This is a genomic window from Gammaproteobacteria bacterium, assembly GCA_013697705.1.
GTDB lineage: Bacteria > Pseudomonadota > Gammaproteobacteria > UBA6002 > UBA6002 > UBA6002.
This window is the reverse complement of the sequence record JACCWJ010000005.1, coordinates 21,229-46,209: the sequence shown is the minus strand read 5'-3', so window position 1 is coordinate 46,209 and position 24,981 is coordinate 21,229. Positions and strand designations below refer to the sequence as shown.

Sequence of the window (24,981 nt, the reverse complement as noted above, 5' to 3'; positions counted from 1 at the left end):
CAATATCCTTACTTAGTATGAGTCTTCACTATTAGTCTTATTAAGCTCTGCCTCTAGCTGCTCAATTGTCGGCAACTTTGTCTTGAGCTCCTTAGGTAATGCTTTTGCTAAGGTATATTCGGAAACACCAATAGGAGCTTTTATATTTCGTAGTGCATATTCAGCAATAACTTTATTCTTCGATTTACATAACAGTATTCCAATTGTTTGGTTATCACCCTCCTTTCGTAACAAATCATCCACAGCAGCAAGATAAAATCCGAGTTGACCTGTATGTTCAGGTTTGAATTTTGTTGCTTTGAGCTCAATAACAACAAAACAGCGCAAATTTAAGTGGTAAAAAAGTAAATCGACAAAAAATTCTTGATCATCAAATGTCAGTGGCACTTGTGAGCCGACAAATGCAAACCCTTGACCTAACTCCAGCAAGAAATCACGTATATGTGCGATTAACCCTTCTTCGACTGATCTTTCATAGGCTTGACCGTGAATAGTAAGAAAATCGAAATTATAAGGGTCTTTCAAAATTTCATTTGCTAAATCAGATTGTGGAGGCGGTAAGTGCAGGTGATAATTTGATATTTTCTTTGTTAAAATTCCCTGGCGTTCATACAAACCACTTTCAACCTGCATTTCCAATATTGTTCGGGACCAGCCATTTTTAATAGCTTGTTGCGCATACCATTCTCTTTGTAAATCATCTTTGACCATCTGCATTAGCCGCGTAATATGTCCCCAAGGTAATTGCGACACAGCTTGTGTCGTAATTGATAGATTGGGATAAAGAGTGGCGAACTGCTTCATTCTTTGCAGGTTACGGACGGAAAACCCCTGCATTTCGGGAAAAGCCAGCCTCATATCATGAGAAAACTGCTCTAAAAAATGTACCCCCCACTTTAGAGCTTTTTGCTTCTCTATTAAATCGGTGCCAAGCTCCCAATAGAACTTAATAAGCTCACTGTTCGCTGCCAGCGCTGCACGTATTTGAGCTGTTTTTAAGCGTTCTTTTATACCACCTAAGAAATCCTTATAATTCTTATCCAGATCTAGTGATGATGCTTTTTTCTCAAGCTGTTTCCCCATGAGCAACTCCTTTTTCATATTGTTTTATTGTTATTATCTCTGCAGATTTCTGCACACCCATACACTTCAACAAATAATCAGTTATCTGCTGCATAGGTTTTCGCAATCGTTCAACATCGGTAACAATGTAACTAGAAGTGATATCTTGTTTCATTTTATGGTTAGCTAAACGTTTAACCGCATAGGCCGAAATGTCTAAGCTCTCAGCAATCGTAATAAAGGTGCGGCGTAGATCATGAAGGATAAAAGAAATTCCAGAGGTTTGGATTACCTTGTCCATCTGTTTGCGGGGTTCAACGATGTAACCACCGACACCTCCTCCAGGAAAAACAAACTGGCTAGTCGCCACTTCTTTTCGTCTGCTTAATAACTCAAAAAGATAATCAGAAACCGGCAACGTATGCGATTCATGATTCTTAGTGTCAACAATAGTTAATGTCCTCGCCCTTAAATCAACTTGACTCCACTTAAGCTGCGCGCCTTCCTGCCGTCGTAATCCCGTAAAAACCAGCAATAACAAATAATCACGCAGAGTTTCATTTTTAAGATTTTGCACACCCTCATACCAAGGTGCTAATTCATGCGGTTTAATATAATTCTGACGATGCTCGACACGATACCAAGCGCGTGATTGCGATAACCTTCTAACAGGATTATCCGTAATAAGTGACCATCCCTGAGCATCTTCATACTGAGTCATCGCAAAATTAAATAAAGCTCGCAACACACGCATCGATAAATTAGCGCGCGCCTGACTATTCTCGCCTAATTTGCTATGGCGTCTGGCAACCAAATCTTTAGTAATGTCGAGCAGAGGTTTATTTTGCCAATTTGCAAATGATTCTCTCATAACCCGCTGATAATCAAATACCGTAGTAGGCTTCAAACCTTTTCGAGCTTTAAGATAATCCTCAAATACTTCCTTCAAAGTCACCGATTTTGCTCTGGCCTGCTGACGTTCAGCAATAGGATCGATCCCAGAAGCAATTTTGCCTAAAAGTTTTTTAGCCTCAACTCGTGCTTGCTCAGTAGTGAGCTTGCCATAACGGCCAATCGTCATCCGACGCACTTTGTTACCAATCAATGTTTCAACAACAAAACTCTTAACACCACTTGCCGTAACGCGTAATGCGAAACCTTTCAGCTCCCCATCTCGGTAAAAAATTTGGTCTTTTTCTTTAGGCGGTTGCGCTTTATCAACAAATGCTTTAGTTAGCTTCATTTGTTCTCCATTCTTATGTAGAAGCTATGTAGAAGGATTATATAGAAATAGATAGAAATAATTGGGAGGGATTATATGTATTAGATAACTGATTGTAAACATTTTTTAGAAATAAATAGAAAAATATAGAATTCCACAGAAACAATATTTTTGGAACTCATAATCCCTTGGTCCTTGGTTCGAGTCCAAGCGGGCCCACCAAATTCAGCTTTAAAATCAGGTGGCTACAAACAAGAGCGACGCAGACAATTTTAGTTTGGAAAAATTTTGGAAAAATAAATGGCTTGCCATCTACTTCAATAATACCCACAAGCTCAAATCCTGGAGTTCAAAACTCTCTGACAATCCCCATTCTTCCCCTTTTATACAAGCAGCTCTCTCAATCACTTAGACCTGTAATCCACAATCGATCGATAATTTAGTTTAGTCATATCAAATACCTTGCTTAAGCTATCTAAATATTCAAAACTTGCACATTTATGACAGAGTTAGGCACCCAGGAGCAAGCGTCATGGAAGATATCATAGCATCACTTCAAAAAATTCAGACACATGGCTCTTTTTGGGCCAAAAGATCAGTATCAATTGACCAATTACAATTAGAAATCAAAGGGTTTGGCCAGTTAAAATTACCGCTTAGCGCACGAAATTCAAACAATCTGATTAAGCATGCCAAACCTGCAAAGTTTGGTTGGCGTGATCAAACTATTCTAGACGAGAAGGTGCGTCATGCATGGGAAATCCCAAATAACAAGATAAAAATAGATCGCTCCTGGAAACAGGTCTTCAATTCTCTCCTGAATTTACTCAAAGTAGATCTAGGATTACCAGAAAGTGCCTTACTAAAAGCAGACCTTCATAATCTTCTGATCTATGAGCCTGGGCAGTTTTTCGCTCCTCATCAAGACTCAGAAATGGATCGTTGGTATCACAGAGCTGCCATCATTCTTTGGCGTAAGCAAGATCATTATCCTATGCTTTTTATCATTGACCCAAATCATGTTATCAAGCAATTGCAGAAACTATCGCAAAAGCGTGCTTATGTGAAGCAAGTTCACGAAATCATTACTAGTTTGCTGCCCTACTGGTCGTGCCTGCGAGGAAATCGTGAACCTTCACTGATTGCAGCTCTTTTTAAGCTGGCGTTATACATTAATGACTCACAGCTAGCAAAAGCCATAATTGAACATTTTGATATTGAAGTGTTATCTCCCAAAACAGCTTCAATTATACCCTCCTTACAAAAAGCATATGGAAGCTCATGGTGTCTTGACACCTTCAAATTGTGGACAAGCTCTAAAAACCATTGGAATAGTCCTACTCAATGTGAAAACTTATTTCAGACAATCGTTAATTTGTCTAGCAATAATGATCACCATCAACCCTTAACGGATTGGCTACTTACCTATCAATTACAGCAGATAAAAGGAAATAATAAGGACTGCAAACAATCAATGAGTCGCGTGGAGTTGCTCAAGGGAACTGCCGAACGAATCAATGAAATTATCGATTTCATTAATGCATGTGACGTTGTTAATAATACTGTAATGCAAATTGCTGGAATCAACTACATCATAACAGAGAGCGAATTGTATCCGGCGCTTGATTTAATTAATGTACTGAATTGTTTTAAAGGAAAAGATGACCTGAAGCAACGGCAATATCCTAAATTGTTCAACTACATTCTAGAATCGCTGGAGAAAGAGCATAACCGAGGCCTGCGCCATGAAGATGACTGGTCAATAAAAGAAAAACTACCATGTAATTGCCAAGATTGTGCTGTTCTTACAGAATTTTTATATTCGAGTGATCAAAGAAATAAAATATGGCCTTTAAATCAAGATCGGCGCGCTCATATTCACGGTATCATTGATGATCTTGGAATCGCAGTCACACATCAAACAGAACGTACCGGATCGCCACATAAACTAATTTTGACCAAAACAGATAAGCTGCACCATCAAGCAAAACGGCGGTTTGAAAGAATAAAGCGAGAACTTTCTTCTCTAAAAATTAATTTTTCTTTCACAAGTTTAAGAACAGCAAAATAATGGACACACCGATTCTTAAAAGTCATTGGGAGCGTTTTAAGGCACATATTGATTTAGATGTCAGTACTGCAATCCATCTACTCGCTCCATACACTAATGATATGATTGATAAACTAGTTCTATTATCTGAAGGTTGTGCAAACACCAATTATAAGGTGTCGTTTAAAAATAATCGTTCACCCGTTGTTATCCGTATTTATATGCGAGAAAAATCTGCACTTGCTCGTGAAATTGCTATTCATAAACTAGTTGCCGATAAAATCCCTGTTCCTGCACATTTTTATTCTAATGATCAATGCACTAATTTCTCTTATCCTTATTCTGTGATGGAATGGGTTGACGGAATATTGATGCGAGAAATTATTTTAAAGAAGAATAAATCAGCTATCATAGCATGTGCTTTTGAAATGGGAAATTATCTAGACATAATGCGACAAATCAAATTTTCAGAAGGCGGTTTTTTTCAAAAGGAATTAACAATTCAACCATTTAATCAAGAAGAACAATATCTTCCATACGTATTAAACCTTTTACAAGATAGGACTATCAAAGAAAGTTTAGGCGATAATCTTTTAAGTGCTGTTTCATATCTTGTTAATGACAATGCAACTTTGTTGCCGGACAGTAATAATGCAAATTTAACACACGCTGATTATGATCCAGCTAACATACTAGTCACCCAGATTAATAACAAGTGGAAAATCGCTGCCATTCTTGATTGGGAGTTTGCTTTTGCAGGCACTTATTTGCTCGATATCGGCATGGCATTGAGATACAGCCATAAAATACCAGACTCTTACGAAAATAGTTTCATCGCTGGTATACGAGCCAATGGCTTTCAATTGCCAGTTAAATGGAAGAAGCAAGCAAAATTAATGGATTTACTCTGTTTATTACAACTCTCCCATTATAATCCTATTTCAGAAAGACCGAAATTAAATCGGGATGTGGTATCATTGATTGCTGACACAGTAGATAATTGGGATTTATTTTAAAACCTATACGCCAAATAAAATATCAGCTAAATCATCCAGGGGCTTTGCGATGATGATTAAATAGTCAGATATTTTTTTTCCGTTTGTTGGTATCTTTTTATACTTAACAACTTCATCTAATAAATTGATTTCAATTTGGGTCAGTGCTATGTCATTACAATTAATTTTGTGCCTGCAGCTGTTAATGGCCCCGTTATGTTGCCAGGGACAGCACCATTAGTTGATAGTCGGCACCAGAAAACGGTACCCGCGGAAGTTTGGCGATCATTGAAAGCTAAAAATGTGACTGTCGAACAAGATACTAGACCTAAAGAAACAAAAAAACTCCGCAAAGAATATTATCGTGCTCCTAAATTTGAACATGCAAAGGAAAGATTCATTCAAGATATTAGGAGATGTAATTTTTTTGAGACATTATCAGAGACAATAATGCTAGATTTAGCTGCAGATCTAGATTTGCCAATTAGATTTGGTGCTCATATGGAAGTTTTCCATCATTGGTCATCCAGCATGAGCTTTTTATTATTTCATTAATGTTCCACAAAATAGGAATTAGAACCTTTTTTCGTCTTAATTTTGTCATAAGTCCAATAATTCTCTTCTATCTTTACTCCATCATTTATTTTCTCATCGTGGCTAATAAACTCACCAGCTAAGCAAACATACTTCTCCCCTTTCATCAATTTTTCCCAACGCAAAAAGACTTCATGATAAGCACTGATAGGATAGGCTCTTCTCATCACATAAATATGCTTCACACCGGGTTCTTTATATGCTGTAAGTAATATATCTGAAATTGTATCTGTTTTGTCAAATTCTTCGGCTGTATAACCCATATCTTTAAGTGTAATTTCAATTTTGTCACGTGGAAAACATTGCCAGTATACAAGACCATCATGCTTAGCAGAAAATTTTTCATATTTCATTTTCTTTTGATATCTAGCCAAATCAGCTTCTTTTAAAATTCCATAGTCGTCTGTTAGCAATAAAAGAGCGTATTTTTTCTTAAGAGCTCCATCTAAAGCATGAACACTAAAAGAAAAACCAAGCACAACAAAAAAAATAAACCATATTTTCATGTGTTACTCCACCAATTTACTATAGTAATCTAGCAAGTCATCCAATGGTTTATGATTATATTCTTTCCCATCTATTATCTTATTAAGATAATCTTTATAGTCCGCTACTACTTCAAACCAAGTTGCATCACGATGTAATTTGTGAGATGCAGTTTCTTTCTTCCTAAATAACCATCTCACACCTATACAAATACCGACTGATGGATCGAATAATTCATTCACTGATACCTGGATTAAATAATTTCTCAACTCTCCTTTATGGTTGCCTATAGCTGTGTGTGTTACTTCAACAATTTGCATAAGACCACGAGCGTGAACTTTTTTGATAACATTCTGAGCCGTTGTGTCAAATCCAGATTCTGTTGCTATAAGTGCTTTAATTAAATTTGGATCTAATCGATCAATTGGGTTAAAAATATCATTCCAATAATGAACCCAGCCTCGGATTAAATGATCGAATTTATCGGCATTTTTAAACTTTAGCATTCCTGAACTGGGAGGACCAATCAAATCTCTAAAATGCTGCCCAGACATCTGCTGAATTTCCTCAAAAGTTAATAAATCTTTTTTTGAGGGATTATTTGCACAATGCTGGTGTCTGGTCACCGTTAGTCCTTCCGGATGTTTTTTGCTAGGTGGTACATGCAAAGCATGTTCCTTAACCAGATGAGTTCCAATTGGACAGATACGCCATGGATGAATTTTTTGGTCAGGTTCGATAGTAGCTTTTAAATTTTTTTCGCCTAAAGTAGCTTCAGCAATAAATTCTTCTGACATATAAACTCCTTATTATTACCACAAAACTTAGTTTAATCTTTTAAAATTTGTTATTTTGATAAAAAGTATTTTTTTAAAGGATCTAAGCAAGTTAATATGAAACAAACATCATAATATGAATATGAAGAGCAGACCAAAACAACACGTACTAAAGCGTGAATTAGGAATATTCGGCGCAACCATGATGGGGCTGGGTTCTATAGTAGGTACCGGCGTTTTTGTTAGTATTGGAGTAGCTGCAGGTGCCGCTGGACCTTCTGTTTTGCTAGCCATAGTCTTGGCGGCAATTGTGGCAACCTGCAATGCTTTCTCAAGTGCCCAGCTTGCTGCTTCTCATGCAGTGAGTGGTGGCACATATGAATACGGTTATCGTTATCTGCATCCTTGGCTCGGTTTCACAGCAGGTTGGATGTTCTTATGTGCGAAAACCGCTTCAGCAGCAACAGCTGCACTCGGATTTGCTGGTTACTTATTACATTTACTGGGGCTTGGTTCAGTTTCAATCATTCCCATAGCAGTCACTGTAGCTTTCATTTTCACACTATTAGTGTTAAGCGGTTTAAAGCTCTCTAATTGGACAAATATTGTCATTGTATCAGTGACTTTAATAGCTCTCATGGCATTCGTGCTCTTTGGGTTACCCGATTTTCTTCATCACGGGGCAGAAAATCTGAGACCTTTCTTTCCTTCACCCAACAAAGGTAGTCTTGGAGGTTTTTTCTACGCCACTGCATTGATGTTTGTCGCTTACACGGGTTACGCACGTATCGCTACACTCGGTGAGGAGGTAAAAAACCCAAGCATTTTCATCCCGCGCGCTATTATAGCCACGCTTATAGTAAGTAGCATTCTTTACATTGCAGTTGGCTTGATTGCTGTTGGCGCAGTCGGTGTCGAACAACTAGCACAAGTGACGCAAAGGCGAGCAACGCCACTAGAAATCGCTGCACGTGGTATAGGTACGCCAGGGCTGAGTACGGTTGTAGCACTGGGTGCATGCACAGCGATGTTAGGGGTATTATTGAATCTTATTCTTGGACTGTCTCGAGTTGTGTTGGCTATGGGTCGAAAGGGTGACCTACCTCCTCTATTTGGCAAAGTCTCCGAGAAAGGACGTGCACCCGCTGCTCCTGTTGTCGGTGTGGGAATTGCGATCATCGGACTCTCCTTGACTGGTAATGTTGAAACGACCTGGGCATTTAGCGCCTTTACGGTTTTAATCTATTACTCGATAACAAATCTTGCAGCATTGCGTTTACCAAAAAAGGATCGTCTTTATTCACCTGCTTTCGCAATAGGAGGATTGATCGCTTGCCTCTTTCTAGCCTTTTGGGTACCTGCAATGATTTGGGGCATAGGTTTAGGGTTGATCGCCATGGGGCTTATTTGGCATTACATCGCTAGTTATTTGTGGAGAATGTAATAAACAACTTAGGCAAGCTGGCATGTAAAAATGGAACTACAAGCATTCCTCGAATGAAGGAGAATCAACAAATGAAACTAGCTTATCATTTGGCGTTTCGGTTTTATTTAAAAGTTTAGAAAAATTCTTATTTTGTTTTAGGAGAATTACCTATAGATGAATTTACTTCAAATTGCTTTAAGATATCCTCAAGATAATCCATCTGCAGCTCTTGTACCTCAAGCATTCTTTTATATTGGTGCATAACCAAATGATCCATTTTCTCATCCAATAAACGAATCTCAAGCTCAGCCTTGAGGTTAACTTTATAATCATGCTCCCCTCTCTTTCGGTCTTTTTCTTCTAGTCTATTTTGACTCATGATAATAATTGGTGCTTGAATGGCTGCTAAGCAGGACAAAATTAAATTTAGAAGAATAAAAGGGTACGGATCAAAGGGCTTAACTGTTAATAACAAAATATTCACCACTACCCAGAAAGTGATAAATAAAAAGAAACAGATGATAAAGGTCCAACTACCAGCAAATTTAGCAAATTTATCAGCAAGATTTTGCCCAAAAGTTAAATCTTTTTCGAAGCCAATTTCAATATCCTTAGAAAGAATTTTATTGATAGAGATAGCCTCCACCACTTCTTGTTCAAGGTCATTTAATTCATGCGTTTCCTTTTTGATCAAACTTGCTAAATAAATTTTTCGATAGTGATTAAGCTCTTCAATAGAAATATAGGAGTCTTGTCTGAAATCGGGATAATCTTTTTGAATGAGTCTGAAGATTTCTTTTCTTATAAGATCTCCGCGATGTCCTTCTTCTATTATTTTATTAGTGATATGACAAATTATATTGTTCATTTTCTTAAAAATTTATTATATTTTTGAGACTCTATTTATTTAACCGTCTACGAATCAATCTAGCTAAGCTGTCTAATTCGTCAGCTAAGAGTAAACCAAATCATCTACAGTTGCAATTCCAACAATATTATCATGTTGATCAACGATTGGAGCTCTGCGCACACCTTTGGCGCACATCATATCAATAGCTTCTTGTACATCTTGGTAATCTTTCAATAATAAATCTTGACTCATTGCATCACCGATAACAAATGATTGATGATCAACCTATTCTGCGATTATCTTTATGGTATATCCAGATCTGTAAAAATACCAATTGGTTTATTACTGTTTTAGTCATTTTGTTCTTCTTGATTAAACTTTCTTCCTAGTTACTTTAAGAGACAGTTTTCTAACATCAAACAGACCGCACAAGATATTTCATCGACATCCAACTTATTAATAATACAAACGTAATAAAAATTCCTACTTCTCCAAAATGATTGATAACCAACTCAACACTGTTCCACAACTGAGGAAGCTTATTCTTGCCAAGAGTAGACACATGAAAAAATTCACAGGTAGCAATACCTAATCCTGTAAATGAAATAAATAAAGTAATAAATAAATTAAAATAACCGCCTACTTTATGATTAATTACTGCATAACGACAGGTAATTAAACTCAACAAACTCACTGTTGTGTCCACTAAACACATACCGGAAGTAAATAAAATAGGCAAGATCAATATATACCACCAATGGATCCCATAAATTGTCTGTGAGCTTGACATACCCAGCAAAGCAATTTCAGTCGCAGTATCAAAACCAAGTCCAAAGATAAATCCAACAAAATATATTTGATAATTTTTATTAATGTATCGGAATAGTTTATTTGTGAAGGAGTTGGAAATAGCTAGTGAATGACTTTGTGTCAATATTACTTTATTTTTCTTCAAGAGATATATTCTTTTTATAACTTGAAAAAACAAATAAATATTTAATAAACTTATCAATGAAAGGAAAAAAACTGAAAAGCCACCACCAATAATAGAACCCACTTTTTTAAATATTTCGAAATTACTGAAAACTTTTTCTGATAAAATAGCAACCAACAATGATAAAATAATGACAACTGTGGAATGCCCCAAAGAGAAAAAGAATCCCACCATTTGCGGATTTTTCCTTTCCTCTATTAACTTACGTGTTAGATTATCAATAGTGCTAATGTGGTCTGCGTCGAATGCATGTCGTAATCCCAATGTATAGGCAACAACACAAAAACCTAGTTGGACAAACTCATTCGAAGAAAATAATAAGGCTACTCCCCATGCAACAACATTAAAAAAAATAATTAAAATATAAAATTGCTTTAAAAGTTGCATTTAAAAAATTACTCCTTTATACAGATAAGACAGCTAGAAGTTCCTTTTCAATAATATTACTCAATCTCACTATCGCTGCTTGCAAATCTTTACTGATCTCAAATTGAGATGAAATATTTTCGATTTCAATTCCAAAAAGAACAATCATTCCAGGTAACTCGGACACAAGCTTCCCCAACTTCAATGTCTGACCAATTCCAAAACTATGACTCGATAAAGGTGTTTCTATTTTTTCGATTTCACTATTTTCAAAACGATGTATAGTTGTCTTTGAAGCACCTGTTTTCACTGCATCAACAAGAAAAGCCGTTTCTGCTCCCTGCAGTAAATTTAATAAATCAAGGCCAGGTCTATCAGAACATTCTATTTGCAGTTGATTAGGAATAAATTTTTGAATATTTTTTTTCTGTTGCAAAATGGACACAACTTTCCACCCTATCCTATCATCACCAAAAGGTGACCCAATTCCAATCACACGGACTTTCATCATATTCTTTTGACACGCAAATCTAAAAAGTGAGTCGAACAAGATATACAGGGATCGTAATTACGAATAATCATTTCGCTGTGCAAACGCAGTTCATCATTTGATCGTGCAAGACCGTATTTTTGTAATGAAAATCGAAGATTTTCTTCTATACGCACTTGATTTTGGCCTGTTGGCGCTACAATACGTGCCTTAGTTACTAATCCTTGTTCATCTAATTCATAAGAATGCCAGAGAATTCCTCGAGGTGCTTCGGTGCAACCATAACCAACGCCAGCACGAGGGATAATTTTTTCGATTCGTGGCGAACTTTGATAAGAGTAATTTTCTAATATTCGTATTGATTCTAATACTCCATAACAAATTTCAATCGCTCGAGCGATGATGCTATAGAACATATTTTTACTGGGAAATTGTATTCCTGTCTTTGCGATCATGTCTCTTAAAGATTTAGGTAATCGATGATAATTTAAATTAACTCTTGCCAAGGGACCTACCAAATAAGACTTTCCTTCTAGTGTGCAATGTAAAGCATTTGAATAAGGAACCTGATATTCTTGAACGTAATCATTAAAATTATCAATAGCAATATTTAAACCTGTATCAGAGACAATATTCCCTTCGTTAATGGGATACTCAGCTGGATGTTGTAATGAAACACAGGTGAAATCTTCTTCTTCGTTGGGAAAAGGTATTTGTGCTACCCACTGCAATAATTCTTCTGCATCTTTTAGTCCTTCGTAAAATCGTTTTAATAGCGAGTCCCTTTCTTGCATGGTGGGTGCTCGAAAAAAACCCCCAACACAGGCGCCCACTGGATGCACGCTGCGACCACCCAAAAGTTTTATAGTTTCACTTCCCAATGCTTGTAAGCGCAAACCTCGCCGAATTTCTTCAGGATATTTTTTTGCCATTTCATAAGCAGATTTAAAACCAAAGAAATCAGGAATGGCTAATAAATGAATATGCGTACTATGACTACCCAACCATTCACCACAATAAAATAAGCGTCTCATTTCTCGTACCCATGTTCCCGGATCAATTGCAAAAATATTTTCCAGCGCATGGACGGCACTCATTTGATAAGCGACAGGACAAATTCCGCAAATACGTGCAACAATGTCTAATACTTCTTCATAACCTCGGCCTTCTAAAAATTTTTCAAATAAACGAGGTGGCTCGAAAATCCTCAGCTCCAATTTAACAATCTGATTATTTTGAATTTGTAACTCTAAAGCCCCCTCACCTTCAACACGTGCAAGAATTGGAATGGATATAGAACCTTGAGTCATATGTAAATCCTAGATTTCTTTTTTATCAATAACAATTTTAATGCCTTTAAACTCATTACCCGCTTTTAAAAATGCAGGAGCTTGATTATTAATGTGCAAAAATAATCGTGAAATTTTTTCTGGTAATAACCCAAATCCTTCAAACCACCGTCCCAAAGAATTTGGATTAGAGTCTTCTTTTGGACCATAACAAGCATAGCAAGCCCGCCCAACGCTTGGGCATAGTGCACCACAACCTGTCATAGTGACTGGTCCCATGCAAGGCTCCCCTTTTGAAACTAATACACATACATTGTTTATCCGTTTACATTCCATACAAACAGCATCTCGTTTAATAGCAGGATGTACACCGAATAATAAAGAACGGATGGCATCGAGTATTTGTTTAGTGTTAATCGGACAGCCCCAGATTTCCAAATCCACCCGCACGTGTTCAGAAATAGAAGTCGACGATACTAATGTTTGAATAAACGCAGGGGATGCATAAATACTCGACATCCATTCCTTAACGTCTACAAAATTGCGTAAAGCTTGGATTCCACCTGCTGTAGCACAGGCTCCAATGGTAATAAGATATTGACTATTGACACGAATTTTTTTGATCCTTTGCAATTCATCGGGAGTAGAAATACTGCCTTCAATAAAAGCAATGTCAACTTTTGCGTCAATATCAACAACACCTGCTTCTGCAAAATGAACAATATCAACTAGCTCAGTCAAAAGAAGAAATTCGTCTCCTGCATTTAAAAATGCCAATTGGCACCCATCATCAGAAGTAAATTTGTACACTCCAATTTTTGGCTTTTGTGTTTGATGGCTTTTTATTGGCAGCATTTTAAAACCCTGGCTCCATCAATAGCGCTTTAATTTCAGGATATTGAAAAATTGGACCATCTTTGCATACAAATAATCCTCCATACTGGCAATGGCCACAGTGACCTACTCCACATTCCATATTACGTTCCATACTTAAAAAAATATTCTCCTCAGGAATATTTTTTGCGAGCAATTCCTTGATAGCCACTTTCATCATGATCTCAGGCCCGCACATCATGACAATCGTATTATTTTCATTCAATGACAATTGACGCGTCATATCCGTGATATGCCCTGTATACCATGGCCAACCAGGCACACTTACATCTGCAGCAATAAAAACTTCTGTGTCGAACATTTTTTGCCACTCACCATAACGATGACGAAAAATAAAATCGTCACTATGCTTTAAGCCTTGTAAAATTATTAATTTTCCGTATTGATCACGCCGTAACGCAATATAATTGATTACTGAAACAACTGGCGCGCACCCAAGTCCTCCCGTGATAATCACAACATCTTTATTTTGAGCAAGCGCTAAAGGCCAACCCCGACCAAATGGCCCACGAATACCCAAATAATCACCTCTTTGTAGCTGCTCCAACCCTCTTGTGACACGTCCAATAGCACGAATAGTATGATCATAAAGTTGACTATTTTCTGGATCTGATACAATGGAAATCGCAACCTCGCCCACACCATATAAATAAAGCATATTGAATTGACCAGGTTGAAACACAAATTCCTTTTGTAATTGAAAGTCGGTAAACTGCACTCGCAAGGTAAATACCGTTGGTGATTCTTGAATTCTCTCCACAACTTTCACTTCGTGTGGCAAATAGAGATTAGTATTATTCATTGCCATGTTTAGAATCTTCACTTGTGACTACATTTGATTCACCGGTAATTGCTGCTAATTCTTCCGTAATATCGATACCCACAGGACACCAGGTGACACAACGACCGCATCCCACACAGCCACTAGTATCAAATTGGTCAAACCAACTTCCCACTTTATGAGTTAACCATTGACGATATCTTTTGCGAGTATCCTCTCGAAGAACCTTGCCATTTAAGAGACTGTGGCCTGCTGTAAAACAGGAATCCCATTCACGTTGATGTTCACTGCTATTACCATCTAGACTGGGCGTGTCATGCTCGCTGTGGCAAAAACATGTTGGACAAACTTGAGTGCAATTCCCACAAGACAAACAACGCTGCGCCACCTCATCCCATCTCGGATGATCAAGATTAGAGAATAAAATATCCCGCAAGCTGCCTGTGTTATTCACAGGAATCTTTTTGGTCTGCATTTTACCTGCATTGATAACACGTTGTTGTGCTTGTTGTTGTTGTTCGACCGTTGCTAATTGGAGAAACAAATTCTCTACAATACTTTTCCCTTTTTCACTACCTGATCGCATAATAAAACCGTCACTTATTTCTGTCATTGCGATATCATTATTACTTTTAACATTGGGTCCTGTCCCCGCAGATACACAAAAACAATTATCCGATGAATAAGTACAATTGACTGCGACAATAAACATATTTTCACGACGTGTTTTATAAAGTAAATCCACGTGCTTTTTTTCTAAAAAAACTTTATCTTGGATTTCCATTGCAACTAAGTCGCAGGAACGAGCTCCAATAAATGCAATAGGTTTTTCTTTTGCCTGTTCTGGATAAAATTCCAATTTACCCTCTTGATTGCGTCCTACCTTCCACAATGTTTCGCGTGCTTTAAAAAGCCAAGGTTTAATTGCCTGTGGTCCATTGGCGAAGGAAAACGCCTCATGTTGTGGAATCTTTTCTAGACGATACTCCCCTGGTTTTTGATGATCACGCATACCCCAAGGTAATTGAGTTGCGTTCTCAAGAACATCATAGACAATGGCACTATCGCGGACTTGTGGACCAACACAGGAATATCCAGAAGTTTTCAATTGTGATAGTAAATTTTGAAATTGATCGCTTGGCAAATAATAAACATCATCCATAAAATATTTTTCCTATTATAACTAGCAGATGCGAGGCAACTGCTCTCCTACTAACCAATCCACAATGCGCATACCTCCAAACCCTGTTTTCAAATGTACAAAATGACGTGGATCCTCAATTACTTCTCCTATGATGGCTGCATGTTTTGCTAATGGATGAGCTTGCATGACTTGCAACAATTTTGCGGAATCCTCTGGACCACAAATAGCAACAAGTTTTCCTTCGTTTGCCACATACAGTGCATCCAAACCTAATAATTCACACGCACTTGCGACTTCCTCACGCACTGGAATTTTCTCTTCCTCAATTAAAAATCCGACATTAGACTGCTCTGTCCATTCATTTAAAACAGTTGCTATACCACCACGGGTGGGATCACGTAAGCAGCGAATATTGGGAACCGCTGCAATCATGGTTGCCACTAAATCATTTAACGCGGCTGTGTCCGAAGTAATGGTAGTGTTAAATTGTAAATTAGCGCGATGTGACATTATGGCAACTCCGTGGTCACCCATATAACCACTCACTAGAACATGATCGCCAGGACGAGCACGATCTCCCGAGATATGAATTCCTTCAGGCACCATCCCAATCCCAGTTGAGGTAATAAAAACACCATCACCTTTCCCACGTTCAACAACTTTTGTATCGCCAGTAACGATAGGCACATTTGCTTGTGCAGCTGCTGTTGCCATTGAAATGACAATTCGCTGCAAATCCTTTAATGGCAAGCCTTCTTCTAAAATAAAGCTCACTGATAAATAAAGTGGTTGCGCTCCAGCCATGGCAATATCGTTAATTGTGCCATGTATAGCTAAGCTCCCTATATCCCCACCCGGAAAAAATAATGGAGAAACGACATGAGCATCCGTTGCCATTACCATTCGACCTGAATTAATATTGAAACAAGCTTGATCGTTTTTTTGTGCGAGCCATTCATTATCAAAAGCAACTAAAAATAATTCGTCAATTAATTGCGCTGTCGCCCTACCACCACTGCCATGGCTAAGATCTATACATCCATTTTCAATATCTAAACGTGATCCGTATTTTTTTTTGCGTACTGGTAATTTTCGTTCTAGTAACATTAATACAATCCTATCAATGAATATCTGCTCGACTATAAGCATAAACAGCAGCGCATGCGCCCTCTGATGACACCATACATGAACCTAATGGATTCTCAGGAGTACACACTTTCGCAAACAACTTGCAATCTGTTGGTTTTTTTACACCTCGTAAAATGGCACCACATTCACATGCTTTGTGCTCTGTTCCAGTAGAAGGAGGCAATTGAAATTGATATTCAGCATCAAAAGAACGATAAGGGGCTTTTATTTGTAAGGCACTGTTTGGAATCCACCCTAGGCCACGCCATTCGAAACTTGAGCGAAGTTCTAATGTTTCTGCCATTATGGATTGGGTTTTCAAATTACCTTCAATATTAACCGCTCGCTTGTATTGATTTTCAACTTCACAACGATTTTCATTAAGCTGCCTTATCAACATTAATATTGAATGCAATACATCCAACGGCTCAAAACCTGAAATAACGATGGATTTTTTGTATTTTTTACCCACAGCTTCATACGCTTGACTGCCAATGACAATGCTCACATGCGCAGGTCCAATAAAACCATCCAAAGGTATAGAATCTATTTCGTTATTTTGAGCTTGCAAAATGCTTTCCAGTGCAGGTGGAGTTAATACGTGGTTACAAAACACAAAAAAATTTTTCAGCTCAAGTTGTCTTGCTCTAATTAAAGCAGCCGCAGTAGGAGGGGTTGTTGTTTCAAAACCAATGGCGAAAAAAACTACATTTTTACTTGGATTCTTTTGAGCAATGGATAGGGCATCATCTACAGAATAAATCATACGTACGTCTGCACCTTTAGCCTTTGTTTTTAGCAGACTGTTCTTATCAGCACCTGGTACCCGCAACATATCACCATAGCTGCATAGAATAACATTAGCCATTTGTGCTAGTGCAATGGCATTATCGATTCGTGCCATAGGAAGCACACAGACAGGACAGCCCGGCCCATGAATCATTTCGACATTTTTGGGTAGCAAGCTAGGGATGCCATAACGATGGATGGCATGAGTATGACCACCACAAAATTCCATAAACTTATAATGGCGCAGAGGATCCACTTCATACGCGATTGTTTTTGCGAGAGCTCTCGCTAATTTTCCATTTCGAAAATCATCAATATAGTCCATTAATTAACTCCTTTAGTCGTCCATATTGATTCTACTATGGAGTTACTGATTAATCTAATAACCCACGAATGTGGGCTACGACACTAGGACCCAATACCTCTAATGAATATCCCCCTTCCAATGCAGATACTATACGTCCTTGGCAAGTACTATCGGCGATCAGTTTAATTTCTCTGCTTAGCCAGGCGTAGTCATCTTCATTCAATAATACATTTGACATAGGGTCTCGCATATGACCATCAAAACCCGCTGAAAAAAATATCATTTCAGGTTTAAATCGATGGATAGCTTCTAACCAGAACTCTTCCGTCTTTTTACGAAACATTGTCCCTGTGGTTCCCGCCGGTAAGGGTAGATTAATGATGTGATCACTTTTCGTCTCAGATCCGCTAAAAGGATAAAAAGGATGTTGAAAAAAAGAACATAGCAGCACTCTTTCATCATTTTCAAAGATATTTTCTGTTCCATTACCGTGATGTACATCAAAATCGACAATAGCGATACGTTGGAGTTTATAATATTCTAATGCATGCGCAACGCCAACAGCAACATTGTTAAAAATGCAAAAACCCATTGCCCTGCTCCTTTCTGCATGATGCCCTGGGGGACGCACGTTACAGAAAGCAGCTTTCACTTCACCTGACATCACTAAATCCACACCACTTACTGTTGCACCGGAAGCACGTAGCGCCGCTGTTAAAGTATGAGGATTCATCAAAGTATCAAGGTCTAAAGAAATTAAATTTTCTTGAGGCGAGAGTTGAAAAATTCGATCAATATATTCTACATCGTGCACTCGCAATAGTTGGTCTCTAGTAGCAAGGGGGGCTAAGAATTTTTTCAAACTTGAAACCAAACCTGATTGAGAAAGTGCGTCTTCAATGACTTTAAGTCGTGCTGGTTGCTCAGGGTGCCAATCCCCAATATCATGCAATATACAATCTGGATGTGTGATTAAGGCGATAGTCATAGAAGCTTTGTCACTATTTTGAGAGTAGAATCATCACTACTTGAAATTGAAAACCCAAGATAGTGCGCAAGTTCGAGCATAGCTACATTTTCAGCATAAACAACTCCAATCATTGCTGTTATGCCTCTGACCTTAGCAATGTCCATTAAAGAATTCATTAATTTCGACCCTATGCCTTTCTTTTGCCACGCATCAGCAATAACTAACCCAAACTCACATGTCTTTAGGTCAGGATTAATAACATAGTGAATAATCCCAATATTCATTTCTCTCCTATTTTGTTCCACAGTTGCAACAAGAGCCATTTCGCGATCATAGTCAATTTGGGTCAACCGAACTAACATACTGGGCGTTAACTCACGCATCTGTTCCATAAAACGAAAATGTTTTGATTGTGGCGAAAGATTAATTATAAATTCTTCAGCAATCTTGGCATCCTCTGGACAAATTGGACGAATAATAATTTTTGTATCATCAGATAGTTGGTAGGATGAAATTAAATGATGAGGATAAGGATGAATTGCCATGTGAGCATAAGGGATCGATGAGGGTGGTTGTTTATTGATTACAATCCTTGCATCAACAGCAATAGCTTCTTGTTCGTTGATGATGACAGGGTTTATATCCATTTCTTGGATGTAGGGAAGCTCGCATACCATTTCTGAAACACGTAACAAAATATTGATGATCGTATCCAAGTTTACTGCTGGCATATTGCGATAAGCGCCCAACAGCCTAGCAACTCGAGTTTGTGAAATTAAACTTTTGGTAATGAATTTATTGAGTGGTGGCAAAGCCAGTGCTTTATCATCCATGATCTCAACAAACGTACCGCCTGCACCGAAACTTATAACTGGGCCAAAAACTTTATCCCGAATCACGCCTACCATCAGTTCACGAGTGTTTGAGCCTTTAAACATAGACTCAACGGTAACTCCTAAAATGTTTGCACTCGGTGATAATTTTTTTGCATTTGTCACTAATTCTTCAAATGTGCTTACCACAGATTTCGCATCGATGATATTAAGTGCTACACCTCCCACATCCTGTTTATGAGTAATGTCGGGAGAATGAATTTTCATCGCTACTGGGAACCCCAGTGATTCTGCAGCAGCTAACGCTTTTTCTGGAGTCGAAGCGTCAATTGTTTGACTGACTGGAATGCCAAATGCTTTTAAAACTGCTTTGGATTCGATACCTGTTAATATCTGCCGCTGCTGCTCTAAAACAGTTTCAATAATGAAACGTGCTTTGGCAACATCAGGTTTTGGTTGGGGTGATAATGGATCAGGAACTTGTAATAATAGTTGTTGATTATGGTGGTAATCTACCAAATAAGAAAATGCTGCCACTGCTTTTTCAGGTGTATCAAAATAAGGAATTTTATTTGATGCAAATAATTTCCAAGAAGATTTAACTTGTTTTTCACCAATCCAACACGCTATTAAAGGTTTATCGATACCTTTTGCATCAAGGATAACTTGTTCTGCTACCTTCTTAGGCTGAGACATAGCAACGGGTACTAAAATAGTCAAAAACCCATCTATATTTTTCTCTTTAGAACAGATATTAACACTTGCATGATAACGCTCAGGAGTTGCATCGCCGATAATATCAACAGGATTTTGGTGTGACCACTGTGTTGGCAACACTTCGTCAAGTTGTTGCATTAAAGTTTCATCTAGCTTAGGTAGCATTATATTCAATTCAGAGGCACGATCTGCTGCCATAACACCTGCCCCACCCCCATTAGTGATAATACATAAACGGTTTCCTTTCGTTCTGCAGTTACTTGAGAGAATTTCAGCCGCTGAAAAAAGTTCTTCTATCGTCATGACTCGTACCACACCCGCACGACGTAACGCTACATCAAATACATCATCATCCCCTATAAGTGCACCTGTATGCGATAAAGCTGCACGTGATCCTTGCGAGAGCCTACCCGCTTTGATTGCAACGATAGGCTTCATTCGGGCGCAAGCACGAAGCCCGCTCATAAAACGACGGGAATTACGTATCCCCTCAATATAAAGCAAAATACTTTTTGTTTTTTGATCTAATGCCAAATAATCTAGTACATCACCAAAATCAATATCGGCGCTGTTACCAAGAGAAATCATGGCAGAGAAACCAATTTTTTTCTCAATAGCCCAATCTAAAATCCCGGCACATAAAGCCCCCGATTGCGAAACAAGTGCTAAATTTCCTTCCAAGGCAAAATTATTATCGAATGTTGCATTCATTTTGATATGTGGCCGCATCACACCTAAACAGTTAGGCCCGATTAAACGTATCTGATAACGATGGGCAGCTTCTAAAACCGCTTGTTCTAACTTTTTTCCTTCTTTTCCTGTTTCACTAAAACCTGCTGAAATCACTATAGCAGCACTAATACCTTTTTCACCACATTCCCTAATAATAGAAGCAATCTTTTTAGCAGGAGTGGTGATGACAGCAAGATCAATTGGCTGACTGATTTTTTTTACAGAAGCAAAACAAGGCTGACCTTGAACTTGGGTATGTTTAGGGTTGATGGCATAAAGTTTCCCACCAAAGTTCCCTTGTAGTAAATTTTTAAAAACTTTCATGCCAACGGAATGAGGTCGGTCAGTTGCACCGATGACGGCGATTGAGGCAGGTTCAAATAATTTTTTAAGATAATGTGAACCTATATTGAACATTAAATTTTGTTTATCTTCTTCCATGATTGTTTCTAGCTTAATCTCATCAACGACTTGCCATTTGCTGTATCATGGCTAATGTTTTCTTTGCTTCGACTTCATCCAATTTAGTTAAAGCATATCCAACGTGAATGATAACATAATCTCCCTCTTTGACTTGATCAATCAAATCAATGCATATTTCTTTTTTGACTCCGCCTAAATTAACAATGGCTCTATTATTTGGAAGCAACTCAGTAATTTTTGCTGGCAATGCTAAACACATAAATTTTCCCTATTTATATCTATTACCAACTACCCATGCTTGACCTAAGCTTAATCCGCCATCATTAGGCGGTAATTGTTTAGGTAACAAAGGAGAAAGGCCATTGGCAAGTAAACCTTTAACTAAACCTTCGGCTAAAACTTGATTTAAAAAACAACCCCCAGCTAATAGTACTTTTTTTATTTGCAATTTTTCAGCCCAATGCCTTACCCATTCTACTAACGCCACAATGAGAGTACCATGAAAGATATTCGCACCTTCAACTGAATCACAACGAAGTAAATAACGAATAGTCGGTAATATATTCAGATTATTATCATCAATTTTCCAGCCGTTTTCCAACGATTTTGGTGTCGTTACTAAACTTTCCAGCATCATAGCTGCTTGTCCTTCATATTGAGTTATGTATTCTACGTCAAGCAACGCACTTACTGCATCAAATAAACGGCCACAACTGCTTGTCATGGGCGAGTTTATTCGCTTCTGAAGCATCTGCAGGATGATATTTATATTAAAATTTGGACTAAATCTCTTAAACGCCTCCAACTGACAATCTAATTGATGCAAAATACTGGCACCCATACGCCAAGGTTCTCTTGCCGCTACATCACCCCCGGGTTGCGCCATGGGCAACAAAGATCCAAGTCGTTGGTATGTTGCGTCATTGATTAACATCAATTCCCCACCCCATGCGCTCCCATCATCACCGTAACCATAACCATCCAATGCTAAACCCAGTGCAGGATCCAGCACATGGTGTTCCGCTGCAACTGCTGCTAAATGAGCATGATGATGCTGAACCGCAATGGCAGGAAGACCATAATCTTTTGCAAAACGCGTACTATAAAAATTGGGATGCAAATCATGAGCGACATATTCAGGTTGAACATCTAATATTTTCAGTAAGTGCATAATTGTTTCATGAAAAAAATCAATCGTTGCTACATTCTCTAGATCACCTATATGTTGCGAAACATATGCTTCATCACCACGCGTAATGCACACCGTATTTTTTAAATGACCACCAACAGCTAATGTGGGTGGAATCGCATAAGGTAATTTAATTGCATTAGGGACATATCCTCTTGCTTTTCTTATAAACAAGGGGGATTTATTGACAAGACACAAAACTGAATCATCTACGCGAGTTAAAATTTCACGGTTGTAAGAAATAATCGTATCAGCAATATTTCGTAGTTCAATTTGAGCATCATCGTCTTTTATCAACAAAGGATTATTGTGTGTATTTGCACTTGTCACAATGAGAACAGTTGTTTGTTTCTCCCTTAACCAATTTAACTGTTCAGGAAAACCTGCAAACCCATGAAACAGTAAGTAATGAAGTGGTGTATAAGGTAGCATAACACCAAAATGTGAGAGATGAGGCGCGATAATTTCTGGCAAAAAATCAGAGCCTTTAGACAAGAGCACGATGGGTCGAGACCAACTAGTTAACAAATTTTCTGCCTCACCATCGCAATTTGCAATACTTCGAACGCTCGCAACATTTGCTACCATGAGCGCAAAGGGTTTGGCCTTACGTTTTTTTCTATCACGCATTCTCCTAATAGTTTTTTCATTGCGTGCATCACAAACTAATTGATAGCCTCCCAAACTTTTTATGGCAAGAATTTCACCCGCTTGAAGGCGTCCAACAATCTCAGGAATAGGCATAGTAAGTTGTGGTCCACATTTTGTGCACGCAACAGGTTGCGCATGAAAACGGCGATTTTCAGTATCAGAATATTCATTTTTACACTCTCCACACCAATGAAATTTCGACATAGAGGTTTGTGCACGATCATAAGGAAGTTGGTGAGTTATCGTTAATCTTGGACCACAATGCATACAATTTAAAAATGGGTACAAATAAAAACGACTTTGTGGATTAAATAATTCTCTTAAACAAGCTTCACAGATAGCAATATCCGGTGAAATCTGAGTCCGTATTTTTCCAGCAACACTTTCAATGATTGAAAATTTTTGTTCCGATAATTTCAAAGATAATTTAAAACTATGCAATGAATCAATTTGAGCTAGAGGAGGCAAAGTATGCGTAATTTTGTCCAAAAAAACTTGAGTACATTTACCTTGAATTTCAACTACAACACCATCTGCATTATTTCGAACCCAACCTGTCAACCCTAATTCACAAGCAACACGATATACATGAGGACGAAAGCCTACGCCTTGAACCCTCCCTCTTATAATTATTTGCCAACGTTCCGACATTTTCATCAGAAAGCGGTTGAATGGTGATGAACACTAAATAATTTTTTATGTTCATTCATTAACCATTCATACCAATTCTCCAAACCTTTATTTTTTGTCGCTGACAAAGTAATGACTTGAAGATCTGGATTGATTCTATGTGCATACTCAATACATTTTTCAACATTAAAATCAACATATTCAAGCAGGTCAATTTTGTTAATTATCATTAAATTTGCTACATAGAACATATCAGGGTATTTTAAGGGTTTATCTACACCCTCTGTGACAGATAAAATGACAATTTTTTGGCTTTCACCTAAATCAAATAGTGAAGGACAAACTAAATTACCTACATTTTCTATGAATAATATCGTTTTATCTTCAACCGTTAATTTCTGGGTTGCGTGGCCAACTTGATGCGCATCAAGATGACAACCTTTACCTGTATTAATTTGAACCACAGGGACACCTGTTGCTTTTATGCGCTCTGCATCGCAATCTGTCTGCTGGTCTCCTTCAATAACCGCTATATTGAACTGATTTTTTAATGCAGGAATAGTTTTTTCTAACAAGGTTGTTTTTCCAGATCCAGGACTTGAAAGTAAATTAAGAGCCAAAATTTTTTGACCTGAAAAATAACGGCGATTATCTTCAGCAAATTTGTTATTTTTGCTCAGAATATCCTGCTCAATTAGAAACAAACGATTCTCTTCATGAGAATCGTGAGAATGAGCATGCGAATGTTTATGATCAAGACTTTCTTTTCCGTGATCGTGAAGCGCACTTTCTTGATCATTACATCCACAAATTCCACACATTATTCAACCTCCATTGTTTTAATTCGCAATTCATCGCCTTGTATGACTTTTAAAGAAAAGTTGCCACAATGAACACAAGGATCAAATCGTTGCTTTATAGTAACAAAAACCCCACAGTAATCACATAATCCTTTCGCCGGAACATCCGTAATAGATAAAATAGCACCTTCAGCAATTGTACCTTTTGCTACCAGCTCAAAACTAAATGTTAACGCAGATTTCTCAATCAGTGCTAACTCCCCAATTTCAAGATATATTGCCTTCACCTTTTTTACTGATCGATTCCTTGATTGTTCTTCAACTATATCAATGATGTTTTTACACAGTGAAAGTTCATGCATAATGTTTATCTCTACTGCTCATCTCTAATTG

General features: G+C 37.9%; 24 protein-coding genes. 4 read left to right on the top strand and 20 right to left on the bottom strand.

The genetic code is table 11. The annotated features are described in order from the left end of the window. Nucleotides 1–12: 12 nt before the first annotated feature. Both H0U71_01790 and H0U71_01785 read right to left on the bottom strand, forming a co-directional pair. Complete coding sequence (locus H0U71_01790) at nt 13–1,083, bottom strand: DUF1016 domain-containing protein (GenBank protein ID MBA2653782.1); 1,071 nt, start codon at nt 1,081–1,083, stop codon at nt 13–15. Continuing rightward, a complete protein-coding gene (locus tag H0U71_01785) occupies nt 1,067–2,305 on the bottom strand; it encodes an integrase family protein (protein MBA2653781.1) in 1,239 nt (412 codons plus the stop codon). Before H0U71_01785 ends, H0U71_01790 begins: the two co-directional genes overlap by 17 nt. Nucleotides 2,306–2,816: 511 nt before the next feature. On the opposite strand from H0U71_01785, the gene H0U71_01780 reads away from it, so the two are divergent. The 3 genes from H0U71_01780 to H0U71_01770 all read left to right on the top strand — a co-directional run bounded on the left by H0U71_01780 (nt 2,817) and on the right by H0U71_01770 (nt 5,884). After that, a complete protein-coding gene (locus H0U71_01780; GenBank protein MBA2653780.1) occupies nt 2,817–4,355 on the top strand; it encodes a hypothetical protein in 1,539 nt (512 codons plus the stop codon). Continuing rightward, nucleotides 4,355–5,350 (top strand): aminoglycoside phosphotransferase family protein, encoded by a 996-nt coding sequence (locus H0U71_01775; GenBank protein MBA2653779.1) that lies wholly within the window; start codon nt 4,355–4,357, stop codon nt 5,348–5,350. Before H0U71_01780 ends, H0U71_01775 begins: the two co-directional genes overlap by 1 nt. A 195-nt stretch (nt 5,351–5,545) precedes the next feature. Next, nucleotides 5,546–5,884, top strand: a complete 339-nt coding sequence (locus H0U71_01770) for a hypothetical protein (GenBank protein ID MBA2653778.1) — start codon at nt 5,546–5,548, stop codon at nt 5,882–5,884. Here H0U71_01770 and H0U71_01765 read toward each other — a convergent pair. Then, the gene (locus tag H0U71_01765) at nt 5,881–6,429 is read right to left on the bottom strand and encodes a hypothetical protein (GenBank protein MBA2653777.1); all 549 of its coding nucleotides are present in this window, start codon (nt 6,427–6,429) and stop codon (nt 5,881–5,883) included. The genes H0U71_01770 and H0U71_01765 overlap by 4 nt on opposite strands. Before the next feature lie 3 nt (nt 6,430–6,432). After that, nucleotides 6,433–7,206, bottom strand: a complete 774-nt coding sequence (locus H0U71_01760) for a transglycosylase SLT domain-containing protein (protein ID MBA2653776.1) — start codon at nt 7,204–7,206, stop codon at nt 6,433–6,435. A 115-nt stretch (nt 7,207–7,321) separates the two neighbouring features. Here H0U71_01760 and H0U71_01755 point away from each other — a divergent pair, with 115 nt between their 5' ends. Beyond that, entirely contained in the window at nt 7,322–8,629 is a 1,308-nt protein-coding gene (locus H0U71_01755) for an amino acid permease (protein ID MBA2653775.1), read from the top strand. A 127-nt stretch (nt 8,630–8,756) separates the two neighbouring features. Here the strand turns inward: H0U71_01755 and H0U71_01750 are convergent, their stop codons facing one another. The 16 genes from H0U71_01750 to hypA form a co-directional block, all read right to left on the bottom strand. Beyond that, on the bottom strand, nt 8,757–9,479 hold the full coding sequence (locus H0U71_01750; GenBank protein MBA2653774.1) for a DUF1003 domain-containing protein: 723 nt from the start codon (nt 9,477–9,479) through the stop codon (nt 8,757–8,759). Between the two features lie 84 nt (nt 9,480–9,563). Further along, entirely contained in the window at nt 9,564–9,713 is a 150-nt protein-coding gene (locus H0U71_01745) for a CBS domain-containing protein (GenBank protein MBA2653773.1), read from the bottom strand. A 163-nt stretch (nt 9,714–9,876) separates the two neighbouring features. Next, entirely contained in the window at nt 9,877–10,842 is a 966-nt protein-coding gene (locus tag H0U71_01740) for a hypothetical protein (GenBank protein MBA2653772.1), read from the bottom strand. A 16-nt stretch (nt 10,843–10,858) separates the two neighbouring features. After that, on the bottom strand, nt 10,859–11,332 hold the full coding sequence (locus H0U71_01735; GenBank protein ID MBA2653771.1) for a hydrogenase maturation protease: 474 nt from the start codon (nt 11,330–11,332) through the stop codon (nt 10,859–10,861). After that, a complete protein-coding gene (locus tag H0U71_01730) occupies nt 11,329–12,621 on the bottom strand; it encodes a Ni/Fe hydrogenase subunit alpha (GenBank protein ID MBA2653770.1) in 1,293 nt (430 codons plus the stop codon). The genes H0U71_01735 and H0U71_01730 overlap by 4 nt, the downstream gene beginning before the upstream one ends. A 9-nt stretch (nt 12,622–12,630) precedes the next feature. Continuing rightward, nucleotides 12,631–13,455 (bottom strand): sulfhydrogenase subunit delta, encoded by an 825-nt coding sequence (locus H0U71_01725; protein MBA2653769.1) that lies wholly within the window; start codon nt 13,453–13,455, stop codon nt 12,631–12,633. A gap of 1 nt (nt 13,456) precedes the next feature. Then, nucleotides 13,457–14,296, bottom strand: coding sequence for an FAD/NAD(P)-binding protein (locus H0U71_01720; GenBank protein ID MBA2653768.1), 840 nt, complete (start codon nt 14,294–14,296; stop codon nt 13,457–13,459). Then, nucleotides 14,289–15,437 (bottom strand): 4Fe-4S dicluster domain-containing protein, encoded by a 1,149-nt coding sequence (locus H0U71_01715; protein MBA2653767.1) that lies wholly within the window; start codon nt 15,435–15,437, stop codon nt 14,289–14,291. Before H0U71_01715 ends, H0U71_01720 begins: the two co-directional genes overlap by 8 nt. Nucleotides 15,438–15,458: 21 nt before the next feature. Continuing rightward, nucleotides 15,459–16,526 carry a hydrogenase expression/formation protein HypE gene (gene hypE, locus H0U71_01710; GenBank protein MBA2653766.1) on the bottom strand — a complete coding sequence of 356 codons (1,068 nt, stop codon included), beginning with the start codon at nt 16,524–16,526 and terminating at the stop codon, nt 15,459–15,461. Between the two features lie 13 nt (nt 16,527–16,539). Continuing rightward, nucleotides 16,540–17,661, bottom strand: a complete 1,122-nt coding sequence (gene hypD / locus H0U71_01705) for a hydrogenase formation protein HypD (GenBank protein ID MBA2653765.1) — start codon at nt 17,659–17,661, stop codon at nt 16,540–16,542. Between the two features lie 49 nt (nt 17,662–17,710). After that, nucleotides 17,711–18,631 (bottom strand): histone deacetylase family protein, encoded by a 921-nt coding sequence (locus tag H0U71_01700; protein MBA2653764.1) that lies wholly within the window; start codon nt 18,629–18,631, stop codon nt 17,711–17,713. After that, a complete protein-coding gene (locus H0U71_01695) occupies nt 18,628–21,303 on the bottom strand; it encodes a bifunctional acetate--CoA ligase family protein/GNAT family N-acetyltransferase (protein ID MBA2653763.1) in 2,676 nt (891 codons plus the stop codon). The genes H0U71_01700 and H0U71_01695 overlap by 4 nt, the downstream gene beginning before the upstream one ends. A 55-nt stretch (nt 21,304–21,358) precedes the next feature. Beyond that, nucleotides 21,359–21,577, bottom strand: a complete 219-nt coding sequence (locus H0U71_01690) for a HypC/HybG/HupF family hydrogenase formation chaperone (protein MBA2653762.1) — start codon at nt 21,575–21,577, stop codon at nt 21,359–21,361. Nucleotides 21,578–21,586: 9 nt separating this feature from the next. Then, entirely contained in the window at nt 21,587–23,815 is a 2,229-nt protein-coding gene (gene hypF / locus H0U71_01685; protein ID MBA2653761.1) for a carbamoyltransferase HypF, read from the bottom strand. Next, a complete protein-coding gene (hypB, locus tag H0U71_01680; protein MBA2653760.1) occupies nt 23,815–24,609 on the bottom strand; it encodes a hydrogenase nickel incorporation protein HypB in 795 nt (264 codons plus the stop codon). Before hypB ends, hypF begins: the two co-directional genes overlap by 1 nt. Beyond that, nucleotides 24,609–24,950, bottom strand: coding sequence for a hydrogenase maturation nickel metallochaperone HypA (hypA, locus tag H0U71_01675; GenBank protein ID MBA2653759.1), 342 nt, complete (start codon nt 24,948–24,950; stop codon nt 24,609–24,611). The genes hypB and hypA overlap by 1 nt, the downstream gene beginning before the upstream one ends. Nucleotides 24,951–24,981: the final 31 nt, after the last annotated feature.